General features: G+C 37.0%; 10 protein-coding genes. 8 read left to right on the plus strand and 2 right to left on the minus strand.

Annotation, left to right across the window (positions count from 1 at the left end; translation table 11 throughout):
• Positions 1-154 precede the first annotated feature (154 nt).
• The 7 genes from VCM39_RS01165 (at position 155) to VCM39_RS01195 (ending at position 12,775) form a co-directional block, all read left to right on the plus strand.
• Positions 155-1,399, plus strand: coding sequence for a GDSL-type esterase/lipase family protein (locus tag VCM39_RS01165; protein ID WP_321029054.1), 1,245 nt, complete (start codon positions 155-157; stop codon positions 1,397-1,399).
• Between the two features lie 558 nt (positions 1,400-1,957).
• Positions 1,958-3,133: a T9SS type A sorting domain-containing protein gene (locus VCM39_RS01170; RefSeq protein ID WP_322932420.1), complete on the plus strand. Its 1,176-nt coding sequence runs from the start codon at positions 1,958-1,960 to the stop codon at positions 3,131-3,133.
• 31 nt (positions 3,134-3,164) lie between these two features.
• A complete protein-coding gene (locus tag VCM39_RS01175; RefSeq protein ID WP_322932421.1) occupies positions 3,165-6,563 on the plus strand; it encodes a DUF6443 domain-containing protein in 3,399 nt (1,132 codons plus the stop codon).
• A gap of 1 nt (position 6,564) precedes the next feature.
• Positions 6,565-7,038 carry a hypothetical protein gene (locus tag VCM39_RS01180; RefSeq protein WP_221650089.1) on the plus strand — a complete coding sequence of 158 codons (474 nt, stop codon included), beginning with the start codon at positions 6,565-6,567 and terminating at the stop codon, positions 7,036-7,038.
• 236 nt (positions 7,039-7,274) lie between these two features.
• Positions 7,275-7,730 carry a hypothetical protein gene (locus VCM39_RS01185; protein ID WP_322932422.1) on the plus strand — a complete coding sequence of 152 codons (456 nt, stop codon included), beginning with the start codon at positions 7,275-7,277 and terminating at the stop codon, positions 7,728-7,730.
• A gap of 972 nt (positions 7,731-8,702) precedes the next feature.
• Entirely contained in the window at positions 8,703-9,263 is a 561-nt protein-coding gene (locus VCM39_RS01190; protein WP_322932424.1) for a hypothetical protein, read from the plus strand.
• Positions 9,264-9,352: 89 nt separating this feature from the next.
• The gene (locus VCM39_RS01195; RefSeq protein WP_322932425.1) at positions 9,353-12,775 is read left to right on the plus strand and encodes a hypothetical protein; all 3,423 of its coding nucleotides are present in this window, start codon (positions 9,353-9,355) and stop codon (positions 12,773-12,775) included.
• Positions 12,776-12,916: 141 nt separating this feature from the next.
• On the opposite strand, the gene VCM39_RS01200 is transcribed toward VCM39_RS01195, so the two are convergent.
• A complete protein-coding gene (locus VCM39_RS01200) occupies positions 12,917-13,381 on the minus strand; it encodes a cupin domain-containing protein (protein ID WP_002558281.1) in 465 nt (154 codons plus the stop codon).
• 216 nt (positions 13,382-13,597) lie between these two features.
• Entirely contained in the window at positions 13,598-14,536 is a 939-nt protein-coding gene (locus VCM39_RS01205) for an AraC family transcriptional regulator (RefSeq protein ID WP_322932426.1), read from the minus strand.
• A gap of 237 nt (positions 14,537-14,773) precedes the next feature.
• Here VCM39_RS01205 and VCM39_RS01210 point away from each other — a divergent pair, with 237 nt between their 5' ends.
• Positions 14,774-18,724: a two-component regulator propeller domain-containing protein gene (locus tag VCM39_RS01210; protein ID WP_322932427.1), complete on the plus strand. Its 3,951-nt coding sequence runs from the start codon at positions 14,774-14,776 to the stop codon at positions 18,722-18,724.
• Positions 18,725-18,784: the final 60 nt, after the last annotated feature.

An 18,784-nucleotide genomic window follows, 5' to 3' on the forward strand; every position in this document is an offset into this window, starting at 1 on the left:
GATATATTATTTTTATGCGACATTGTATGGGCAGTCTATCTTTGTGATATAATCGAGCTCGTAAAACTGTTATGAAACAATTAATTTAGAAAATCTATTAAACTATTTTTGTGTGATTTTCTGAAGTTTAATGTTGATTTTAAAATTGTATATTATGGAAATATTCAGAAGATTTTTTTTAGCCTGTATGGCACTTTTGTTACTCACATTTACAGCATGTAAAGATACAGAAGACGAACTGTTACCGGAAACTACACTTTCAATTAGTTCTACACCTATAACTGTTGTAGAGGGGAAACAACTTTATCATTATATAATTACTACGGAAGTAGTCAATCCTAACGGAGCTACTGTTATCACGGCTACAGGAGTGCCTTCATGGGCTGTTTTTAGTGATGCAGGTGATGGCACGGCAGAGATTAAAGGAGTTGCTCCGGAAGAGGCTTCTTCTTCAGATATTATTATCCATGCAATAAATAATGGGAAAGAAGTTACTCAATCGTTTAAGTTGACTGTCTCTTATATTCCTAAAGAAACACTTATAAATATTGTACCTATAACTACTCCCGTATTATTGCCCGGTGGATATGATTTTAGTTATACAATAAAGACTTCGGTTATTGACCCCGATGGAGATACTAAAATTATTGCTGATGATGTGCCGGATTGGTTAACTTTAAAAGACAATGGAAATGGAACGGCTGTTTTATCAGGAACTGCTCCTAAAGTGGCTTCTGCGCATATAGAAAATATAGAAATCTCAGCAACTAATAATAATGCCGTTGCAAAACTGAATTTTACCATCACCATTAAAGATGTTATAAAAGTTGCTTGTGTTGGTAATAGTATTACTTTTGGCTCTATGTTGACGGATCGGGTAAATGATTGCTATCCTACACAGCTATCTCACTTATTGGGGAATGGATATAATGTAGGTAATTTTGGAAAAAGTGGTGCGACGTTGTTAAGGAAGGGGGATAGGCCTTATGTGAATCAAGCAGAATATACAAAAGCTATAGAATTTGCTCCGGATATTGTTATAATAAAGTTGGGTACTAATGATACGAAACCTATGAACTGGACTTATAAAAGCGAATTTAAAAGTGATGCTAATTATTTGATTGATAAATTTAATGAACTCCCTTCTGTTTCTGCTATTTATGTATGTACTCCCTGTAAAGTTTATAAAAGTAATTATGGTATTACTGATGATGTGGTATTTAATGGGGTAATTCCTATACTAAAAGAGGTAGTGAAAGATAGGGAGTTAGTGTTGATTGATATTTATACTGCTGTTTCGGGACATGATGAGTGTTTCCAAAAAGATGGTGTACATCCGGATGCTGCGGGAGCAAAATTGATTGCAAATGAAATTTTTAGAATGCTTTCAGTTAAATAAAAGCAGAATAAAGCTTTGTTTTTAGGGTGTAATTTCATAAAGTAACTGGTTTATTTATGAATTCAGGCATTCGGATCAAGAGTTATAATATAGTTGAATTACAATATTATTCTAATATGTATGGAAGGTGAAGAGTATATTAACTCTGTATTTATATCTGCCAGATATTAGTGAGATCGAATGTCTGTGCTATATTTTTGAATGAAGATTTAGATTATGTGATTGTTAAACCGGATTATACCTTTTATTATTATGGTGTAATCCGGTGATTTTATGCATTTATTCCATGTCATAATGTGATGAGACCTAGTATCTGTAAATAAATTATTGAAATGCAGGAGGAGAAAAGAATGGTTATTTTAAATATATTCGTATTTTAATAGAGAAGGCTGAATGTATGCTTATGTGTCTGTTGTAAAACATGTTTGATTATGATGTAGTGTATGGTTTATATGTGTATATTTGTAAACACATGCAAAAAAACGAAAAGACGTAATTTTATTTATATGAAGTTCTATTTTCTTTTTTGTGTATGTTAATAGCTAAACATACATAATTATGAAATCACTACTGTTCTTTTTATTGTCTGTTATTATTCCAATTCAGCTGTTTTCACAGCATTCTCTCGGGATTGCAACAAATCTTCCCCGTTCCGGTGATCATCTTCAGAAACAGGAAGTGTCCTATAAATCTCCCGGATCAAAAGGCCCTGGAATCGTTTGGGATTTCAGTGAGTTAGAGAATAAAAATGCGAACTATAAGCTCAGATATACCTCTCTCCATTCTGATTCGGATACCATTATCGGTATCGAGCACCGTACGATGTATTATTACCAATTGTGCGGTGATACTCTTTTTACTCCCGGGTATGAGAACCCTACTACCCGCATCATGTATCGTGAGCCCGAAGCTTTACTTGTATTTCCCTTTCCTTATGGGCGTACCTTTACCAATTCTTTCGGTGGAAAGGGCAATTATTGCAATCGTATGAAGATTGATATTTGTGGTAATTCTACGGTTACGGCAGATGCTACCGGTATGATGGTCCTTCCTGGCGGGGATACTTTGCAGCATGTCCTGAGAATCCATACCCGCAAGTTAATCTTTGAGCAGATGAGTCCGGGATTCGTAAGTATTACTGCCGGTTTGGATACTTTACCTTCTGCGGTTTGTTATCGCGACAGTGTTAATTTGCATCTGGCTAATGATTCTTCTTATTTCCAAATTGACACCTGGCGCTGGTATGCGGAAGGTTATCGCTATCCTGTTTTTGAAAGCATAAACAGTGCCATTTGTACATCCGGCCAGAAATCGACTCATTTCTCAACCTCCTTTTATTATCCTCCTGAGGAACAATACTATGGCTTAAACGAAGATTCTGATAATCAGGAGAAACGGGATCGGATAGAGGCGGATAAACAGCCGGAATCTTTTATCCAGGGAGCTCCTGAAAATGAGAATAACGGTCACGGATATGAGGATGAATTTATTCATTACACCTTCACTTTAAGTGATCATGTGGTATCCTTGAATTATACCCTGAAAGTTGGTTCGGATGTGACTCTCGGTTTGTATGACATTCAGGGCCGTCAACAATCCTCCATACAGAAAGCCTGTCAGGCTGAAGGCAGTTATCAAAAACAGTTTCCGTTGGATGGTCTACCGGGCGGAGAATACCTGTTGCGTATCGTTGTAGGTGATAAAGCATACGGCGAGAAGATTCTGAAACGATAATCATTATTCTTTCCTTAAAAACAACACACTTATGAAACGTACCGGTATATTGGCAATTCTGTTTGTATTTGTTTTTGCCTGTGGCTTTTCTCAGGATATTAATCAAAACTATATCCGTACCCGCGTCATGCTACACGAAAGTGACCCTTCCAAATGTCTTGAAACGATACAGTATTATGATGGTCTGGGGCGTCCGTTCCTGAATGTACAAAAAAATGTGACCCCTTCGGGTACCAATCTTGCCACCCTTCAGGAATATGACGGAGTGGGGCGTGAATCCATATCCTGGTTGCCATATGTAACCTCTTCAGATTATTTATCGCCTCAAGACATAAAGAATGATATTTCTGCTACCTATGGTGGTGATTCCCGCCCTTTTAGTGAATCTGTTTATGAAGCTTCTCCTTTGAATCGTATTGTCAAGCAATACGGCCCCGGCGCTGCCTGGACTGATCATCCTGTATCAACAGCCTATCTGACAAATACTGCTACCGATACACTTTGCTGCAAATTATACAAAGTGGACACTTCCGGTTCATTGGTGCAGAATGGCAATTATGCCGCCGGTTCATTATACGTTAATCAAGCGGCAGACGAGGACGGGCGTCTATCCTACTCCTTCACGGATATGCTTGGACAAGTCGTTTTAACCAGGCAATTGGTTAGTGGTGAGCCTTATGATACCTATTATGTATATGATGACTTTGGGAATCGACGTTTTGTACTTCCTCCTGCCTATCAGGATACTCCCGATCTTTCTCTATATGGTTATCAATATAAATATGATTCCCGCAACCGGTGTGTTGAGAAGACTCTACCGGGTTGTGAGCCTATATGGTATGTGTACGACAAGGCAGATCATCCGATTCTTTCTCAAAGTGGCGTTCAACGTGCAAAACAGGAGTGGAGTTTTATGCTATATGACGCTCTCAATCGGGTTGTTGTAACGGGAACTATTCAAACACAACGTTCGAGGGAGCAACTGGCAAATGACTATAAGGATGTCTTATTTAAAGGAACACTCAGCACGAATTGTTCTTCCGATCTCAGCAAAGCAGATAACTTGTTGGGATACGAAGCCCCTGTTTTGTCGGGTTATAAAGTCAGGGTGCTGCTTGCCAACTATTACGACCGGTATGATTTCCTTTCTTTGGATTGTTTCAATATCTATGTGATGGATTATGTGGAAGATGCTTCGTTTGGTATCAGGCATGAAAGTGCTCAGGGGTTATTGACGGGAACGTATGTCCGTCAATTGGATGATTTGAGTAAAGGAGAGTTTGTTGCGCATTATTATGATGTGAGAGGGCGGGAAATACAGACAGTGAGTAAACTGACTCCGTACGGGCATTATAATCTTGGCTGGACCAAATATAATTTCACCGGTCAGCCATTGCTCACGAAATATCTGCATTCTTCCTCCTATTATATTTATCCCTATCCTCCCGGTGATCCCAGGGGTAATAATAGTCAGCAGGAACTTTACGAATATGACTATGATAATGCCTCGAAATTAATAAAAACCTATCACACTCATAATGGCGGACAGAGAGTCTTGCTTTCCGAGTTGATCTACGATAATTATGGCAGGCTACAGGAGAAGAAACGCCATGACGGGCAAGATACCGTGCGGTATACATATAATATAAGAAACTGGACCTTATCCATAAAAAGTCGGGGATTTGAAGAGGAGCTGTTTTACAATACCGGTTCATTTACCGATGCGGACCCTTGTTATAATGGCAATATATCCGCTATAAAATATAATCAAAACGGGAATAAATATACTTATCAGTTTCTCTATGATGGATTAAGTCGTCTGTCGGCTGCCAATGCTTATGACAGTCAGGGAATCAGGGTGCCGCATCATGAGTTTTATATGTATGACAAGATGGGTAATATAACTTATCTGGAACGCAGACTGAATAGTAGTAAGATAGATGCGTTGGAAATCCGGTACACACGCAACCAGATAAAAAATGTATCTTTAAGAAATCCTATATCCGGTTATAGTTATGATTTTGGCAGTATGTCTTATCCTGATTTGTCAGATGCAGCTATTGAATACTATTATGACGCTAATGGCAATTTAATTAAGAATTTAGATAAGGGAGTAGTTTCAACGCGGTATAATTTCTTAAATTTGCCGGATACCGTTCAATTCCAGAATGGGAATCAGATTATAAATAGTTATTTGGCCGACGGTAGAAAGGTGAAAACAGTTTATAAAACATATAGTACGGGAATAGTTGTTCCCCAGGATTCTGTCTATCATGGTAATGCTTCTTATAGCAAAGCTACGGATGAATGGAACGGTCATTATATGTATCGTACTTGGCAAAACAGTACCCCTGAGATGTTTATGGTTCAAACTCCCGAAGGTTATATCGGTGCAGATCATGTAGGCATTGACTCTCGTCGTAACTATGCTTATTATTACTATGTCCATGATCATTTGGGTAATGTTCGTATCACCCGTAATTCTCAGGGCTATTACCAGGATCAGTCTTTGGAATATTATCCCTCCGGTGTTCTGTTTGACCGTAGTTCTGAGCAGAGTCGTCAACCTTATATGTTTGGTGGGAAAGAACTGGTGAGCATGCATGGGCTGAATGAATATGACTTCACAGGACGTTGGCAGGATCCGCTTATATCGCGGTTTACTTCGATAGATCCGTTGTGTGAAAAGTACTATTCGATAAGTCCGTATGTGTATTGTGCGAATAATCCAATTAAATATGTAGATCCTGACGGTACAAGTACTTGGGTCATACAGGATAATAATGGCAATTATCGTGTTGTTGGGGGAAATTTGGATGATGATGATCGTAATATTTATTTGTGGGGTAGGCAACCTGATGGAGGGGTTGGAATAGATGGTACAATCGGGGTATCATCAACTATGACTTCATTTTATAATAGCGATGAGGAAAAATGGATGGGTACTATCGATACTAATGATCACAGTGGTATGGATTTTTTATCTGATTTGGTGGAAAGTGATCCTGAATTAACTGATTATATGGAAAACGCTGTAGGAGGAGAGAAATATGATTTTAAAAGGCAAGGAAGCAATAAAGATGATGACAAATATGGTAACTCTATATATTATTATCGTGGTACATCTTTGGGTAAAGATTCAAAAGGTAACACTATTTATGCTTCTGCAAGAGATGTAGGTAATATTGGAGCCGGCTTTATTGCAGGGCGTAACAATATGTCTTGGAAAGCATCAAGAGCTGCTTTTGATGCGTTGCAGACAAAACAAGATGGACACTTATCAACAGAAGGTATTTCTACAAAAAATGCAGAGTATTGTGGATGGGTATATGGAAGAATAGATGCAATAAATCATCCGATAAAAACAATGAAGAGGAATTCGAGTTCAATTTTACCAGGGTTAAGATACATAATAAAAAAATTGAAGTAGTATGAAACAGAATATTTCTATAATATGGTTGATATTAACGCTTTGTATTATGTCGTCTTGTTTTACAGAGACAAAAAGAGAGTTTAAGTTCTATATTTCTGAAGTAAATATGTATGTGACTACTTTCAAACGTCCTGGTAAATTCTATGTTCTTATAAGTCCGACAAGATATGAGACATCACTTTCTGATAGCGTCGATTATATTGAATTAAGAATAGGTGCTTATGCCAATATTATTCTTGATTCATTGGATAATAGGAATGTATTTATCGAAGATTATTATGGAGACAAAAAGCCGAAAATTCATAAAGTTAACTATAATATCAATCTTGTGGAGAGTAATATCTTTTCAAAACAATATTTTGATAATCATCTCGCTAAGAAAGGATATATTCTTATGAACCTATCTACAGATGTATATGGAATAAATGTGGGCGGGAAGGTGATAAAGAAGGAAAATATATGGGGAGATTAGAAATCTATTGTATTGAATTTCTTGGAGTGCAGTGGATTATTCATATGTATGTTGCATGAATGATCTATTTGTGGCAGTATGAGTGAATGGAGAAGCTTCTCAAAATCGTAAAGGGTGAAAAAATATAGCAGTTCAATAAGGATTATAGTGAAAATAGTACTTCAATAGAAAAAGTGAGTAAGCAAAGAATATAGAATAAGAGTGAAAAATGATGCATTAGAAAGGAGGAATAGGGGATGGACTTCAGAACCATAATGATGTTTATAATAACTGTACTGAATGTATTTAATGGCTTAGGACAGGAGAATATAAAAGGTATAAAGTTTGTATTCACAAATGAAGGTGTAGAAATGGCAGTTGCTGTAGGTTGTACTCCTCAGGAATTTGATTGGTTTCATAATCTTGATTTCAAGATTACAAAAGATTCTGTTTTTATTAAGGAATTCACTTCTTATCTTAATGAACTGAGACCTGATACTTCAGTATCTCATATTGATCCAAGAATTATGGCGATTGTAACCTATAAACATGTGGAGAAAAAGGAAACACTCTGTTTTGGCGAATATCATGGTGTCGATTTGAATGGTACGTTTATGAAAGATATTCCGGATGCAGTCCGGTCTATACCTTATTATTGGGAATTGAGTCCGGAGCAGTTGGAAGAACATTTAGATAAGATAAAGAAACATTAGGATCAGTTTTTGGAGTATTATCCTTCTGGCATTGGAGTTATTAGTACTACCCAAAAATGATAGACAGTGAATATAATTAAGTTAGTGATAAGGACATTAATTTTTATGGATATTCCAAGAGATGCGTATTTCTAAGCACAGCAGAGCAGGATAATATGGTGAAAGAGACATTTGTTGCTATAAGTGAAAATGAGGAATATAGCTTTAATCCTTTAAATCCTAATCAATGTGCTACAGTTACTCAAAGAGCATTGAATGCAGCGGGAATCAAAACTGCAAGAAATAATATACGTATTGTGTAGCGGCAGTTTAGACAAAATGAATATGTGGTTGACATGAAGCCTTATTTGCTTAGTCGCACTTTTAAGTCAATAATAAGATACAATCCTAATGGTCAATTAATAAATAGAAGAAAGTAAGATGCAGCTAAAACATGGAATATTTTGGAATTTAAAATTGGGCTATTGGATAGTACAGGCTATATTACTTTTTGGAACAAAAGGTTACGGTTTACTTCCAGTCATAACAGCCATTGCAATCATATTATTATGTATATATGTTTTCTTTTGCTCCAATAGTCGGAATTGTATGATTTTATCGTTACTGTTTATTGTGTATTCTGTATTTTTTGCATTTATTGCTATTATTAGTTCCGTTTTTATACATGAGATTTTTTTTAAAACAATGTTTTTTATGATAACTATTGTGAATCTTATTATTTCAATATCAATGTTTGTAGATGTAAAAAGAAATACTTGAACCACTAATTCGATAAATCCATATGTGTACTGTGCGAGTAATCCGGTAAAGCTTTTGGCTTTTTAGGGATAATATCAGAGGTCGGTGCAGGTATGAACCAATTAACCAAACCATCAACTCATGGTCTACCGTATGGAGATGATCCTAAAGATCTTTATATGATACGGCAAGGTTTTCTTTATTATAATACTTATTTTAAAAAATGATTTTGCTATGCGTCAGATTATAATTTATTTATTGCTTTGTGTGTTTTGCATCTCATGTAGAGGTCCAAAAATTGAGTATAAAAATGTAGATGAGTTGATCTCTTCGATAAAACAGGCGGAAATGTATATAAAGAAAATACCTGCTATTTCAGGAAGAACAGGTGAATATGTAACTTTTACTTTTACAGAGGATAACCATTTTAGTATAGTGGGTTCCACATATAATTATAATCCGATTGATACTGGTACGTGGGAAGGTTATAATAATCTACAAGAGATGGCTGATACGTGTCGTACGTTTCCGGGATTGACATTGGATGAATGGAAGGATTTGAAAACACAATTACTTGTCTTGCGAGAAATGAGAGTAAAAGATAGCAATATAGCTTATTATAATGATGGAGTGTTCCAATTTTTCTATTATTTTTGTACAGTTCCTGGCCAGTTTTCATTTGATCCATTTTGTTGGGCGGTACTTAGTGATGATATTGTAAAGACGGAAGATTTTAAAAGTCGTTTTTTTATTATGGATAAAAAAAAGGAATTGTATTTATTATATTTAAACTAATCATACTGAAACTATTTTGTTTTATTCGGTATGTGTGCTGCTTGAATAATTTATATGTCTAATAGTGTATGCTTGTAAAAAATAATGTTATGAATAAGTTTTTAAAACGTTTTATAGCTACAGTTTTATTAGTAGCAGGAACAGTTAACCTGTGTTTGTTAAAGGCTCAAAGTGAAAATAATGCTCCGTTAGGCGCAGATGCCTTTCCAAAAGGGCGTTTGTTGCTTTCATCACAAGATAGTGTTCCAATGCTTAGAGCAACAGGAAGTCAGCTCAATCCATTTGAAATAGCTACAAATGAAACACCTAAAATGTATCAACCGGCACTTCCTTCACCGAATGCCGCTGCTTTAGGACGATTCGGATCGGTTCCGGTGGGACATTATACCGGAGTTCCGGAAATATCAATACCTATTTACGAGTTGAACTTAAATGGTAAAAGAATTCCCGTAAATATTAGTTATCATGCTTCGGGTATCACCGTTGCTCTGGAAGCCAGTGTAGTGGGGTTAGGTTGGGCTTTAAATGCAGGAGGATGCATAACAAGAGAAGTTAAGGGATGGGATGATTTTGGTAGTTCTCCCACAGGATATTATTATAATTTCAATAATCCTCTTCCATCAACTGATAACTTTAGAAATATTACCCCTGATATCTTTGCGAGAGAATCGGATACCTATGAAAAACATACACAAAATCTATGGGAGAGGGAACCGGATCTGTTTCATTTCAATTTTGCAGGGTTTTCAGGAACAATGTTTTTCGACCTATGTGGAAGAGGAGAAAATACATATTATGTAGCTAAAGCTATGATAATGAATGAAAAAGAATACTTAGATGCTCGTTATCATATCAATAGCAAAGCTTGGGTGATAACCGATGCTTTAGGATTTACATATTACTTCAATACAAAAGAAAATACTGTGACATATCAAACAAGAGAAAACTTTACTCAATATATCCCTCCGTATCGTCCGCAATTTCGTAGGGATATTCAGCCGGAAACGATTACGGCTTGGCTTCTTGATTCTATTGTCTCTCCTCAAAAAAATGTTATTCGTTTCAATTATACAATGGAATCTGTATATTCAATTCCAGTTTCTTCGGAAAGTGTATATTTCTGTAACATGAATCACAAACTACCAGATTTGGATTTCTACTATAAGTATTATAGTTGTTCTTCGCAAGTTCAACAGCAAGCTTTATTGAAGAATATACAACTGGATAATGAGAATTTGACGTTTACCTATTCGGACAGGCTGGATATTGAATCATCACAAGCTGGAGTAAAGGCAAAGAAACTACAGGGAATAAATATAAAAGATAAAGATGAATCAATAAAAAATATTATTCTTAAACACTCCTATTTGGGGAATGTGAATGATTATTCAAAGTGTCGCCTGATGTTGGATTCGCTACTTTTTGTGGGTAATAGCAACCAATCGATTAAATATTCATTTGCATACAATCGAGAAGAGCTTCCTGCAAAGAACTCACTATCTCAGGATTATTGGGGATATTATAACGGAGGTAGAGGTCCATCATATTCAGATATTAGCAACTTAAATACACATGGTTTCTATTGGAGTGTGGCTCCTCCTTATCTTTCAGATACCGGATATTATATCCCCGGATTTGATAAGACTCCTGATGAAAAACTGATGCTTCGGGGCACGTTGACCGGCATTACTTATCCAACAGGAGGAAAAACGGTCTTTGAATACGAACCGCATACCTTTTTCTTCTCTGGAGTTGAATTACCTCTTTGTGTAGCGCAAGCAATTGATTTAACCGCATGGAGTTATGCTACGCTATATGATGGAAATCCTGAAGGGGAGATTATGTGTGGTGAGTTACCTACCGATACATTTACAATGCAAGAAAATGGTTGGGCTACGCTTCGTTATCAATATTCAAAAAAGAATGACGATGAAGCAGAATATATGAATCCGATGGTTGTTATAATTGAAAAGCAATCCGGAGATCAATTTACTCCATTCGAAACAAATGCATTTTCGTTTGATAAAAAAAATGATAGTGGTAGTATTCGCTTTTATTTCCCCAAAGGAACTTATCGTATGGATATTACTATACCTCAGGATCATTTTCCTGAAAATGTTTATCTTGCATTAATTGGTCTTTACAATAAAAAATTGAATAAAGGAGGTGGGTTAAGAATCAAGCAAATAGCCGATTGGTCAGATGGAAACTTGATAAACAGACGAATATTCAATTATGATGAAAGTGGTAGTTTAATACTTCTTCCCGAGTATCACAAGAAATTAGCATTATATACTTCATCTGATGATTTATTTTTAGGTAATGGAAGTATTTCTCATTATTATTACGGAAGCAGCTCTCCGGCATCACCCTTAAAAAGTTGTTCGTTGAGTGGATATGTCGGCTATTCGTTTGTAGAAGAGAAAATAGTAGGTACCAACAATGAAAATAATGGAACTACTGAGTATTACTTTAATAATATGATGGACGAAACAACAGAATATCCGGACTTGTTTATCCTAAATTATCCAACTATACCGTATCTTAATAATGGAAGTCCGTCACAGATTGTTTATTATGACCGGGAAGGTAATCTGAAAAAGGAAAAAATATTTCAATATGTACGTACAAATCAAAGGAGTGTAAAGGGACTGAAAGTACAAAACCTACCTAACTCAATGGCGTATATACGGTTTTATGATGTGTATTCGGAAAGGTGGCACTTGAAACAGGAAATTGATAAAGAATATTTTGGAAATTTAGCTACCCCTAAAGTGACTGTTACAGAATATCAGTATAACGCAAACAATTGGTTGTGTAATTATACGAAATCATCAATGCATGATCAGATTATGGAGAAATTCATTAAATATCCGAACGATTTTAATAATGCTGTTAGTATAGGTATGTGTGGCCGTTCCATGATTGGACTGCCATTAGAGCAACTTGTTACAAAAGACGGAAAGATTATTGCCGGACAAAGAACAATATACAAAGATACTTTAGGCATGTATCTTCCCGATGCTGTAGATGTTTTAAATTTGCCTGTACCAGGAACGTTGGAAAACTATACTCAATTTTATACGGAGAAGCTAAAAATGGGAGCCTACAATAAGAATGGTAATGCGCAATACCAGCAATCTACAACAGAGAAAGTTACCTTTTTGTGGTCGTATAATAATAAAGAGATAGTTGCAATGATCAATAATGCAACCTATCAGGAAGTAGAAAATGCATTGACAGCAAACTATATAAAATCGTTGACTGATAGTTCGAATCCTGATATCAAACACCTTGATACTATGTTGCGTACTTTGCTTGCTAATAAAACAGTATTAATCACCACTTATTCTTATAAACCGTTGGTGGGTATGGTGGCAAAAACAGACCCCAAAGGTTCTACCACCTATTACAGTTATGATGGTTTTAATCGCTTATGCGAGGTTTACCGGATGAACAATAACATCAAAGAAGTCATTGAAAGTTATACATATAAATATGCCACTGAATAATTGAAGCCACTTGAAAAAGTGACATTTTTAGCTCAATAGTCATCTTGATAGGAAAAAACTCCCATCCTTTGTAACATGGGGAATATCCTGCGTAAAGCGATGGGATCTGGTTGTTGAGCTATTTATGAAAGTGTTGTATTACTATTGACACAATCGCCTTAGTACCTCTTCGTGCTCCGGAAAAAGCTTAGATAATTCATCAAATGTACCTAACTCGAAATTATCGAAAGTAAAGGCAGGAGCAACCGCACAACTAACCAGCGCATATCCGAAGTGTGAAGGCAGCTCGGCAGCAAACCAACATCCGGGCTCGATGGCTACTTGCTGTTCACCTGAAATATCGGTATTCATCAAATGAGTGACTAATCTTCCGTCAGGATGGATTACATATAACATTAATGGGTAACCGGCATGATAGTACCATACTTCCGGCGAAGAAAGTCTATGAAATGCTGATATTTCATTATTCTCTAATAAATAATATATGGAAGTCATAGCGGGTTTGTTACCATCTACCATTTTTCCGGTTCGGAAAATTTCTCTGTAATACCCTCCCTCCGGGTGACGACGTAAATTTAGATGTTCTATCCAATCTGCTGCTTTCATAAGGTTACTGATTTATTAATATAGTCCGGGATGAGGACTATTATATTGTCTGAATTACAAATGTATATGAATGTATGAACAGTAACAAGTAAAGTAACTAATATATTAGTTATATTAACTCTTCATTTATTCCGGCAGATACCAGTGAGATTGAATGGTTATATACATTGGGTTACGTATCCTGTAAGGATTTGTGTAACCCAATGCTTAAAGTGTTTATACCGCCATAATATGATGGGATGTTTGTACTGTAGTTCTGAAATATATGGTTCTATTCTTATTTTCTCTATACTGCGTGGGAGATAATTTCAGATAATTAGTAAATAGTCTTGAAAAATAAAGCGGGTCATCAAATCCTACCAATGGGCTGATTTGATTTACTTTCATTTCTGTCTCTTCCAGGTAATGGCAGGCTTTCTCCATACGGAGCTGTGCCAGATACTTGGAAGGAGAAGTTCCGGTCTGGGCTATAAATATTCTGGAGAAATAGGATACGGAGAGATTTACATGTTCTGCCATATTTTTTAGGGAGAGATGCTTGTGCAGATTTTCCCGCATAAATTTTAAGGAAGTATCAATGATATTACTTTCTCTAATGGTTTCTGATTCCTTTTTATTCTGATTGGAACATCTGATGATGCCCAGAAAATGGAAAAACACACTGGCTGCATATGACATCTGTTCGGTGCTGCTTTCTTGTTGTAATGTATCGAATATCTCTTCGAACATGTCTATCTTATTTTTAAATCTCGACTGTGAATTATAAGGCATGTCCTGAGGTATATCGAATCCTTTGCTGAAATATCCTGCTTTTTTACCGTTGAAGTGAATCCAGTAAATGGACCATGGTTTCCCTTTACTGCTTCCATAGGCGTGCGGGGTTCCCTGAGGGATAATAAAGAATTGATCTTCTGTTACTTTTGACTTCTTACCATTGTATTCGAGCCATCCTTCGCCTTTTACACAATATATAAGAATGTAATTGGTGGAGCTTTCCGACTTTCTACGGCAGTAATGATATTCGGCATTTGGAAAATAACCCATATTGGAGAAATACAACTCTTTGCCTAATTCGTCGTTTTTGAATTTTTCAATTGCGAATGAGGGAAGACTTATCAGTCGTTCACCTTTGAATCCTTCTTTGATCTTCAGCATAGTATTAAAATAATTAAAGGTTATTGCTCATGGTGCAAATATAAAGGAGCGGTTTTGCAATGGATATTCGATAAAAATGAAAAAGTATCAGATTTTGATTTTGTGGGGTGTAAGTACTTTTTTTAGTGAATATATTATATTTTAGTATCGAAATTTTATATTTTTCGGTGTTTGTATCGGGAAAAAGATATTTTATAATACTTAATAGTTATTTTTGTATCCATATATTGTATTACTATGAAAGCAACTTTGTGTCTGATCCTTTTTCTTAATCTATCAGTTTGGCCATTATTGGGACAGGTTCATTTTACCCGTTTGAATAATGAAGACGGATTGTCACATAGTGAAGTAAAGGCTATATTGCAGGATAGCTACGGATATATGTGGATCAGTACGCGTAATAAACTGAACCGCTATGACGGGTGTGAGTTTAAGGTATTGGATTGTTATGACCCGATAGCGAATAAGCGCAATAACAATACGGCTGCTCTGTGTGAGGATATGAACCGGCTATTGTGGGTAGGCACGGATGAAGGTGTTTTTATCTATGATCCGGTAGTGGAGACTTTTACTTATCTGGAACGTTGGCTGAATCTTCGGGACGCAGGTTTTCTATATAACTGGGTTTCAAATATCGTAGCTGACAAGGAGGGGAATATGTGGATTGTTCTACCTTCTTGTGGCATACTGAAAGTGAATGTACAGACAAAAGCATACAAACTTTATTCAAATTTTGGGCACACTGTGTTTGAAAAAGGAGGACCATTGTCATTGACAGTGGACGGACAGGGTGCTGTCTGGGTTGGATGTATTGACCAGGGAATTTGCCGGTATGACAAAGCGAAAGATGATTTTGTACAAGTACTGGAAGAAACCGGGGTATTCCGGGGGAAAGGAGTGTATGCAATGCTGTCCTGCAAAGAATCTTTATTTGTTGCTTTACACGAGGGGCGATTACTGAGGTATAATAAGGAGACAGGAACGCTGGCTCTGCATGACTTTCCGGAAGTAGACAATGTGATGATCCGCTGTTTGATGATGCCAAAGGATGAAGAACTATGGGTCGGTACAAATAATGGGGTGTATATCTATAATTTGTTGACTAAAAATTGTACTGTATTCAGGAACGATTCTTTTGATTCACACTCGCTTAGCTGTAATACAGTTACTGATATGTATATTGATAAAGAGAAAGGCATCTGGGTTGGTACTCTCTACGGAGGGCTGAATTATCAGAGTCGTAGTGCCGGGAACTTTACGGTTTATATACCGAATGATCATCCGCGGAGCGTACAAAGCCAGTGGATTCATGGCTTGTATTGGGATGCCGATATGCAGAAGCTTTGGGTGGGAACAGAAGATGAAGGCTGTTCGGTTTTTGATAAGAAGACATCGGAGTTTAGCAGGATTAGTGCACGTCATACAGCTCCCATCACTTATATACGGAAAATCAACGGGAATATCTGGATTGGTTATTTTAAGAATGGGTTGGATATTATATCTCCTTCCATGAAGATAACACACTATTCAAGTTTTGAACTGGGCTTGAGAGAAGAAAGTATCTATGCCTTTTGTGAAGATCACACGGGTACCATTTGGATCAGTGATGGTGGAGGAGTATACAGGGCGCAGAAAGGGACGATGCGTTTTGAGAGAGTAACAGAATTCGGAAACGGATACATACAGGATATTATGGAGGATAGCCAAGGGAATATCTGGATTGCGGCGATGGGTAGTGGATTATACAAATACAATATTCATTCCCGTAAATCGAGGCAATATCTTGCTGACGGTAAACCTGGGTCTATCAGTTCGAATTCGGTCAGTAGTATTTTAGAAGATAGTAAGGGACGCATCTGGGTCAGTACGGATCGTGGTGGCATTTGCTGTTTTCAGAACGGGGCTTTTCAAGCCTATTCGCTTGCTGAGGGACTTCCGGATGATATTGTTTACAGAGCAGTGGAAGATGCCCATGGAAATATCTGGTTTGGAACAAATCACGGACTTGTGCGGTTGGAACCGGATACTAAAGAGGTACAGGTCTTTGATAAGAAAGACGGTTTGAGTGTCTCCAGATTCAACTATAACTCAGTGGCGATGACAGATAAAGGCACCATTTTTATGGGGACGATGCATGGATTGGTTTCGTTTAATCCGGGGCAATTTGTGAGAAATGATTTAATCCCTTCTGTCTATTTCACCGATTTTCTGGTAAATGGTAAGAATCTTCTTCCCAATGTTATTAACCAGTATGAAAAGGACTATAAGATCACGCTTAATTATGATGAACGAAATATCAGTATCCGTTTTGTTGCATTGAGTTTTGCTTCGCCTGGGGCAAATCGCTATGCTTATCGTATGAGCAATGTAGACAATGATTGGATTTATACGGATAAGAATGTGATTTCTTATGCCGGACTTACTACCGGAAAATATGTGCTTCATGTGAAGGGAGCCAATAACATGGGAGTATGGGATGAAACTGAAAAGGTGTTGGTCATTGATGTATTGCCACCGTGGTGGGCATCTCCTATGGCTTATGTAATCTATGTGCTGGTAGTACTTTCATTACTTTTTTATTGGATTCGTACATATCTGAAAAGGATAGCCCGTAGAAATGAGGAAAAGAATCTCATCTATACAATCGAAAAAGAGAAGGAGCTTTACGAGTCGAAAGTAGCGTTCTTTACGAATATTACGCATGAGATACGTACTCCGTTGACACTGATTAACGGCCCGTTGGATCTGGTAATACAGGAATCTGCACTTTTCCCGAAGAATGTACAACGTTATCTGGGATTGATAAAGCAGAATGTGGAACAACTGTTGAATCTGGTCAGTCAGTTACTGGATTTTAAGGCTGCCGAAAATATGAATAAACCGTTGATTTTCTCAGAAATTAAGGCTTTGCATCTGATTGAATCTCTGAAAGAACGATTCTCTGTGTTACTTTTGGAACGGAATAAAACCTTTGAAGTTATAGCGGACCGCGTAGACCCGGATATTTGTGTCATTGCAGATAAGGATGCGGTTGATAAGATAATGAATAACCTCATCTTTAATGCGATCAAATATAGTGATACGTGTATTACCGTGCGGGTGAGTCGTGATGATGAGTTTTTGATACTTGAGATCATAAATGATGGTTTGCTGGTATCAAAAGATATGCACGAGGCAATCTTTGAACCTTTTGTCAGGGCAGAAAACAGTAAGGAAAATATAGGGGTAGGCATTGGATTATCGCTTTGCCGGAGCCTGGTGGAACAACATCGGGGTACTTTAACTTATCAGGAAATGGAAGGTTTGAATTGTTTTGTACTGAAACTTCCCGTTCGTCAGAAAATAACGGAGAACGTACAGGCTGTTGAAATGAGCAACGGGCAGATTCAGCTGAACCGAAACAGTATAAGAGTGACTTTACTGATCGTGGACGATCATCCGGATGTGGTGGATTTCTTATCAGAGCAGCTATATGAGGAGTATACCATCCTGACAGCTTCGGACGGAGTACAGGCCCTCAATATAATAGAGCATAATAAAGTGGATATTGTATTGAGTGATATTATCATGCCTAATCTGGATGGTTTGTCTTTGTGCCGTAAACTGAAGTCGGAGGTAAACACCAGCCATATATTGGTGGTGTTGTTAACATCGAAGAATGATGTCAGTACAAAGATTCAAGGACTGGAAGCCGGGGCGGATGCATACATTGAAAAACCATTTAATCTGAATTATTTGTCGGCTTTACTAAAGAGCCTGATAATAAATAAAAACCGCGATATCAGCTTGCAGAACTCTAAACCATTGGTACCTATCGGCCAGGTAGAGATTAATAAGGCTGATGAGAATTTTGTGAATCAGGTAGTAGATATCGTGAATGCGAATATATCCGATCCTGCTTTTAATGTAGAAGTGCTGACTAATAAGATGTGTATGAGCCATTCTAACTTCAGCAAAAAACTGAAGGGAATTGTGAATATGAGTCCTGTAGAATTTATCCGCTTTGTTCGTTTGAATCGTGCGGCAACTATTCTTTCACAGGAGGATTGCCAGGTGAATGAGGTGAGTGTACTGGTAGGTATAAACTCTACAAGCAATTTTATTCAGCAGTTTCAGAAGCAGTTTGGTAAAACTCCCAATGAATTCCGAAAAGAATGTAAGCGGAAGGGGATTGAACCGGAAAAGTAAAATTGTCCATACTTTAAGTAATTCTCTCTATTTCTTTATAGGCTAAATCCCGGTTACTTT

It is taken from the genome of Bacteroides mucinivorans (genome assembly GCF_034654355.2).
Classification (GTDB): Bacteria; Bacteroidota; Bacteroidia; order Bacteroidales; family Bacteroidaceae; genus Bacteroides; species Bacteroides nordii.

Excerpts from the sequence above, each read along its gene's own strand:
- VCM39_RS01180 (WP_221650089.1), top strand. The coding sequence starts at position 6,565 with ATGAAACAGAATATTTCTATAATATGGTTGATATTAACGCTTTGTATT.
- VCM39_RS01170 (WP_322932420.1), top strand. The coding sequence starts at position 1,958 with ATGAAATCACTACTGTTCTTTTTATTGTCTGTTATTATTCCAATTCAG.
- VCM39_RS01190 (WP_322932424.1), top strand. The coding sequence starts at position 8,703 with ATGCGTCAGATTATAATTTATTTATTGCTTTGTGTGTTTTGCATCTCA.
- VCM39_RS01195 (WP_322932425.1), top strand. The coding sequence starts at position 9,353 with ATGAATAAGTTTTTAAAACGTTTTATAGCTACAGTTTTATTAGTAGCA.
- VCM39_RS01165 (WP_321029054.1), top strand. The coding sequence starts at position 155 with ATGGAAATATTCAGAAGATTTTTTTTAGCCTGTATGGCACTTTTGTTA.
- VCM39_RS01200 (WP_002558281.1), bottom strand. The coding sequence starts at position 13,381 with ATGAAAGCAGCAGATTGGATAGAACATCTAAATTTACGTCGTCACCCG.
- VCM39_RS01175 (WP_322932421.1), top strand. The coding sequence starts at position 3,165 with ATGAAACGTACCGGTATATTGGCAATTCTGTTTGTATTTGTTTTTGCC.
- VCM39_RS01185 (WP_322932422.1), top strand. The coding sequence starts at position 7,275 with ATGGACTTCAGAACCATAATGATGTTTATAATAACTGTACTGAATGTA.
- VCM39_RS01205 (WP_322932426.1), bottom strand. The coding sequence starts at position 14,536 with ATGCTGAAGATCAAAGAAGGATTCAAAGGTGAACGACTGATAAGTCTT.
- VCM39_RS01210 (WP_322932427.1), top strand. The coding sequence starts at position 14,774 with ATGAAAGCAACTTTGTGTCTGATCCTTTTTCTTAATCTATCAGTTTGG.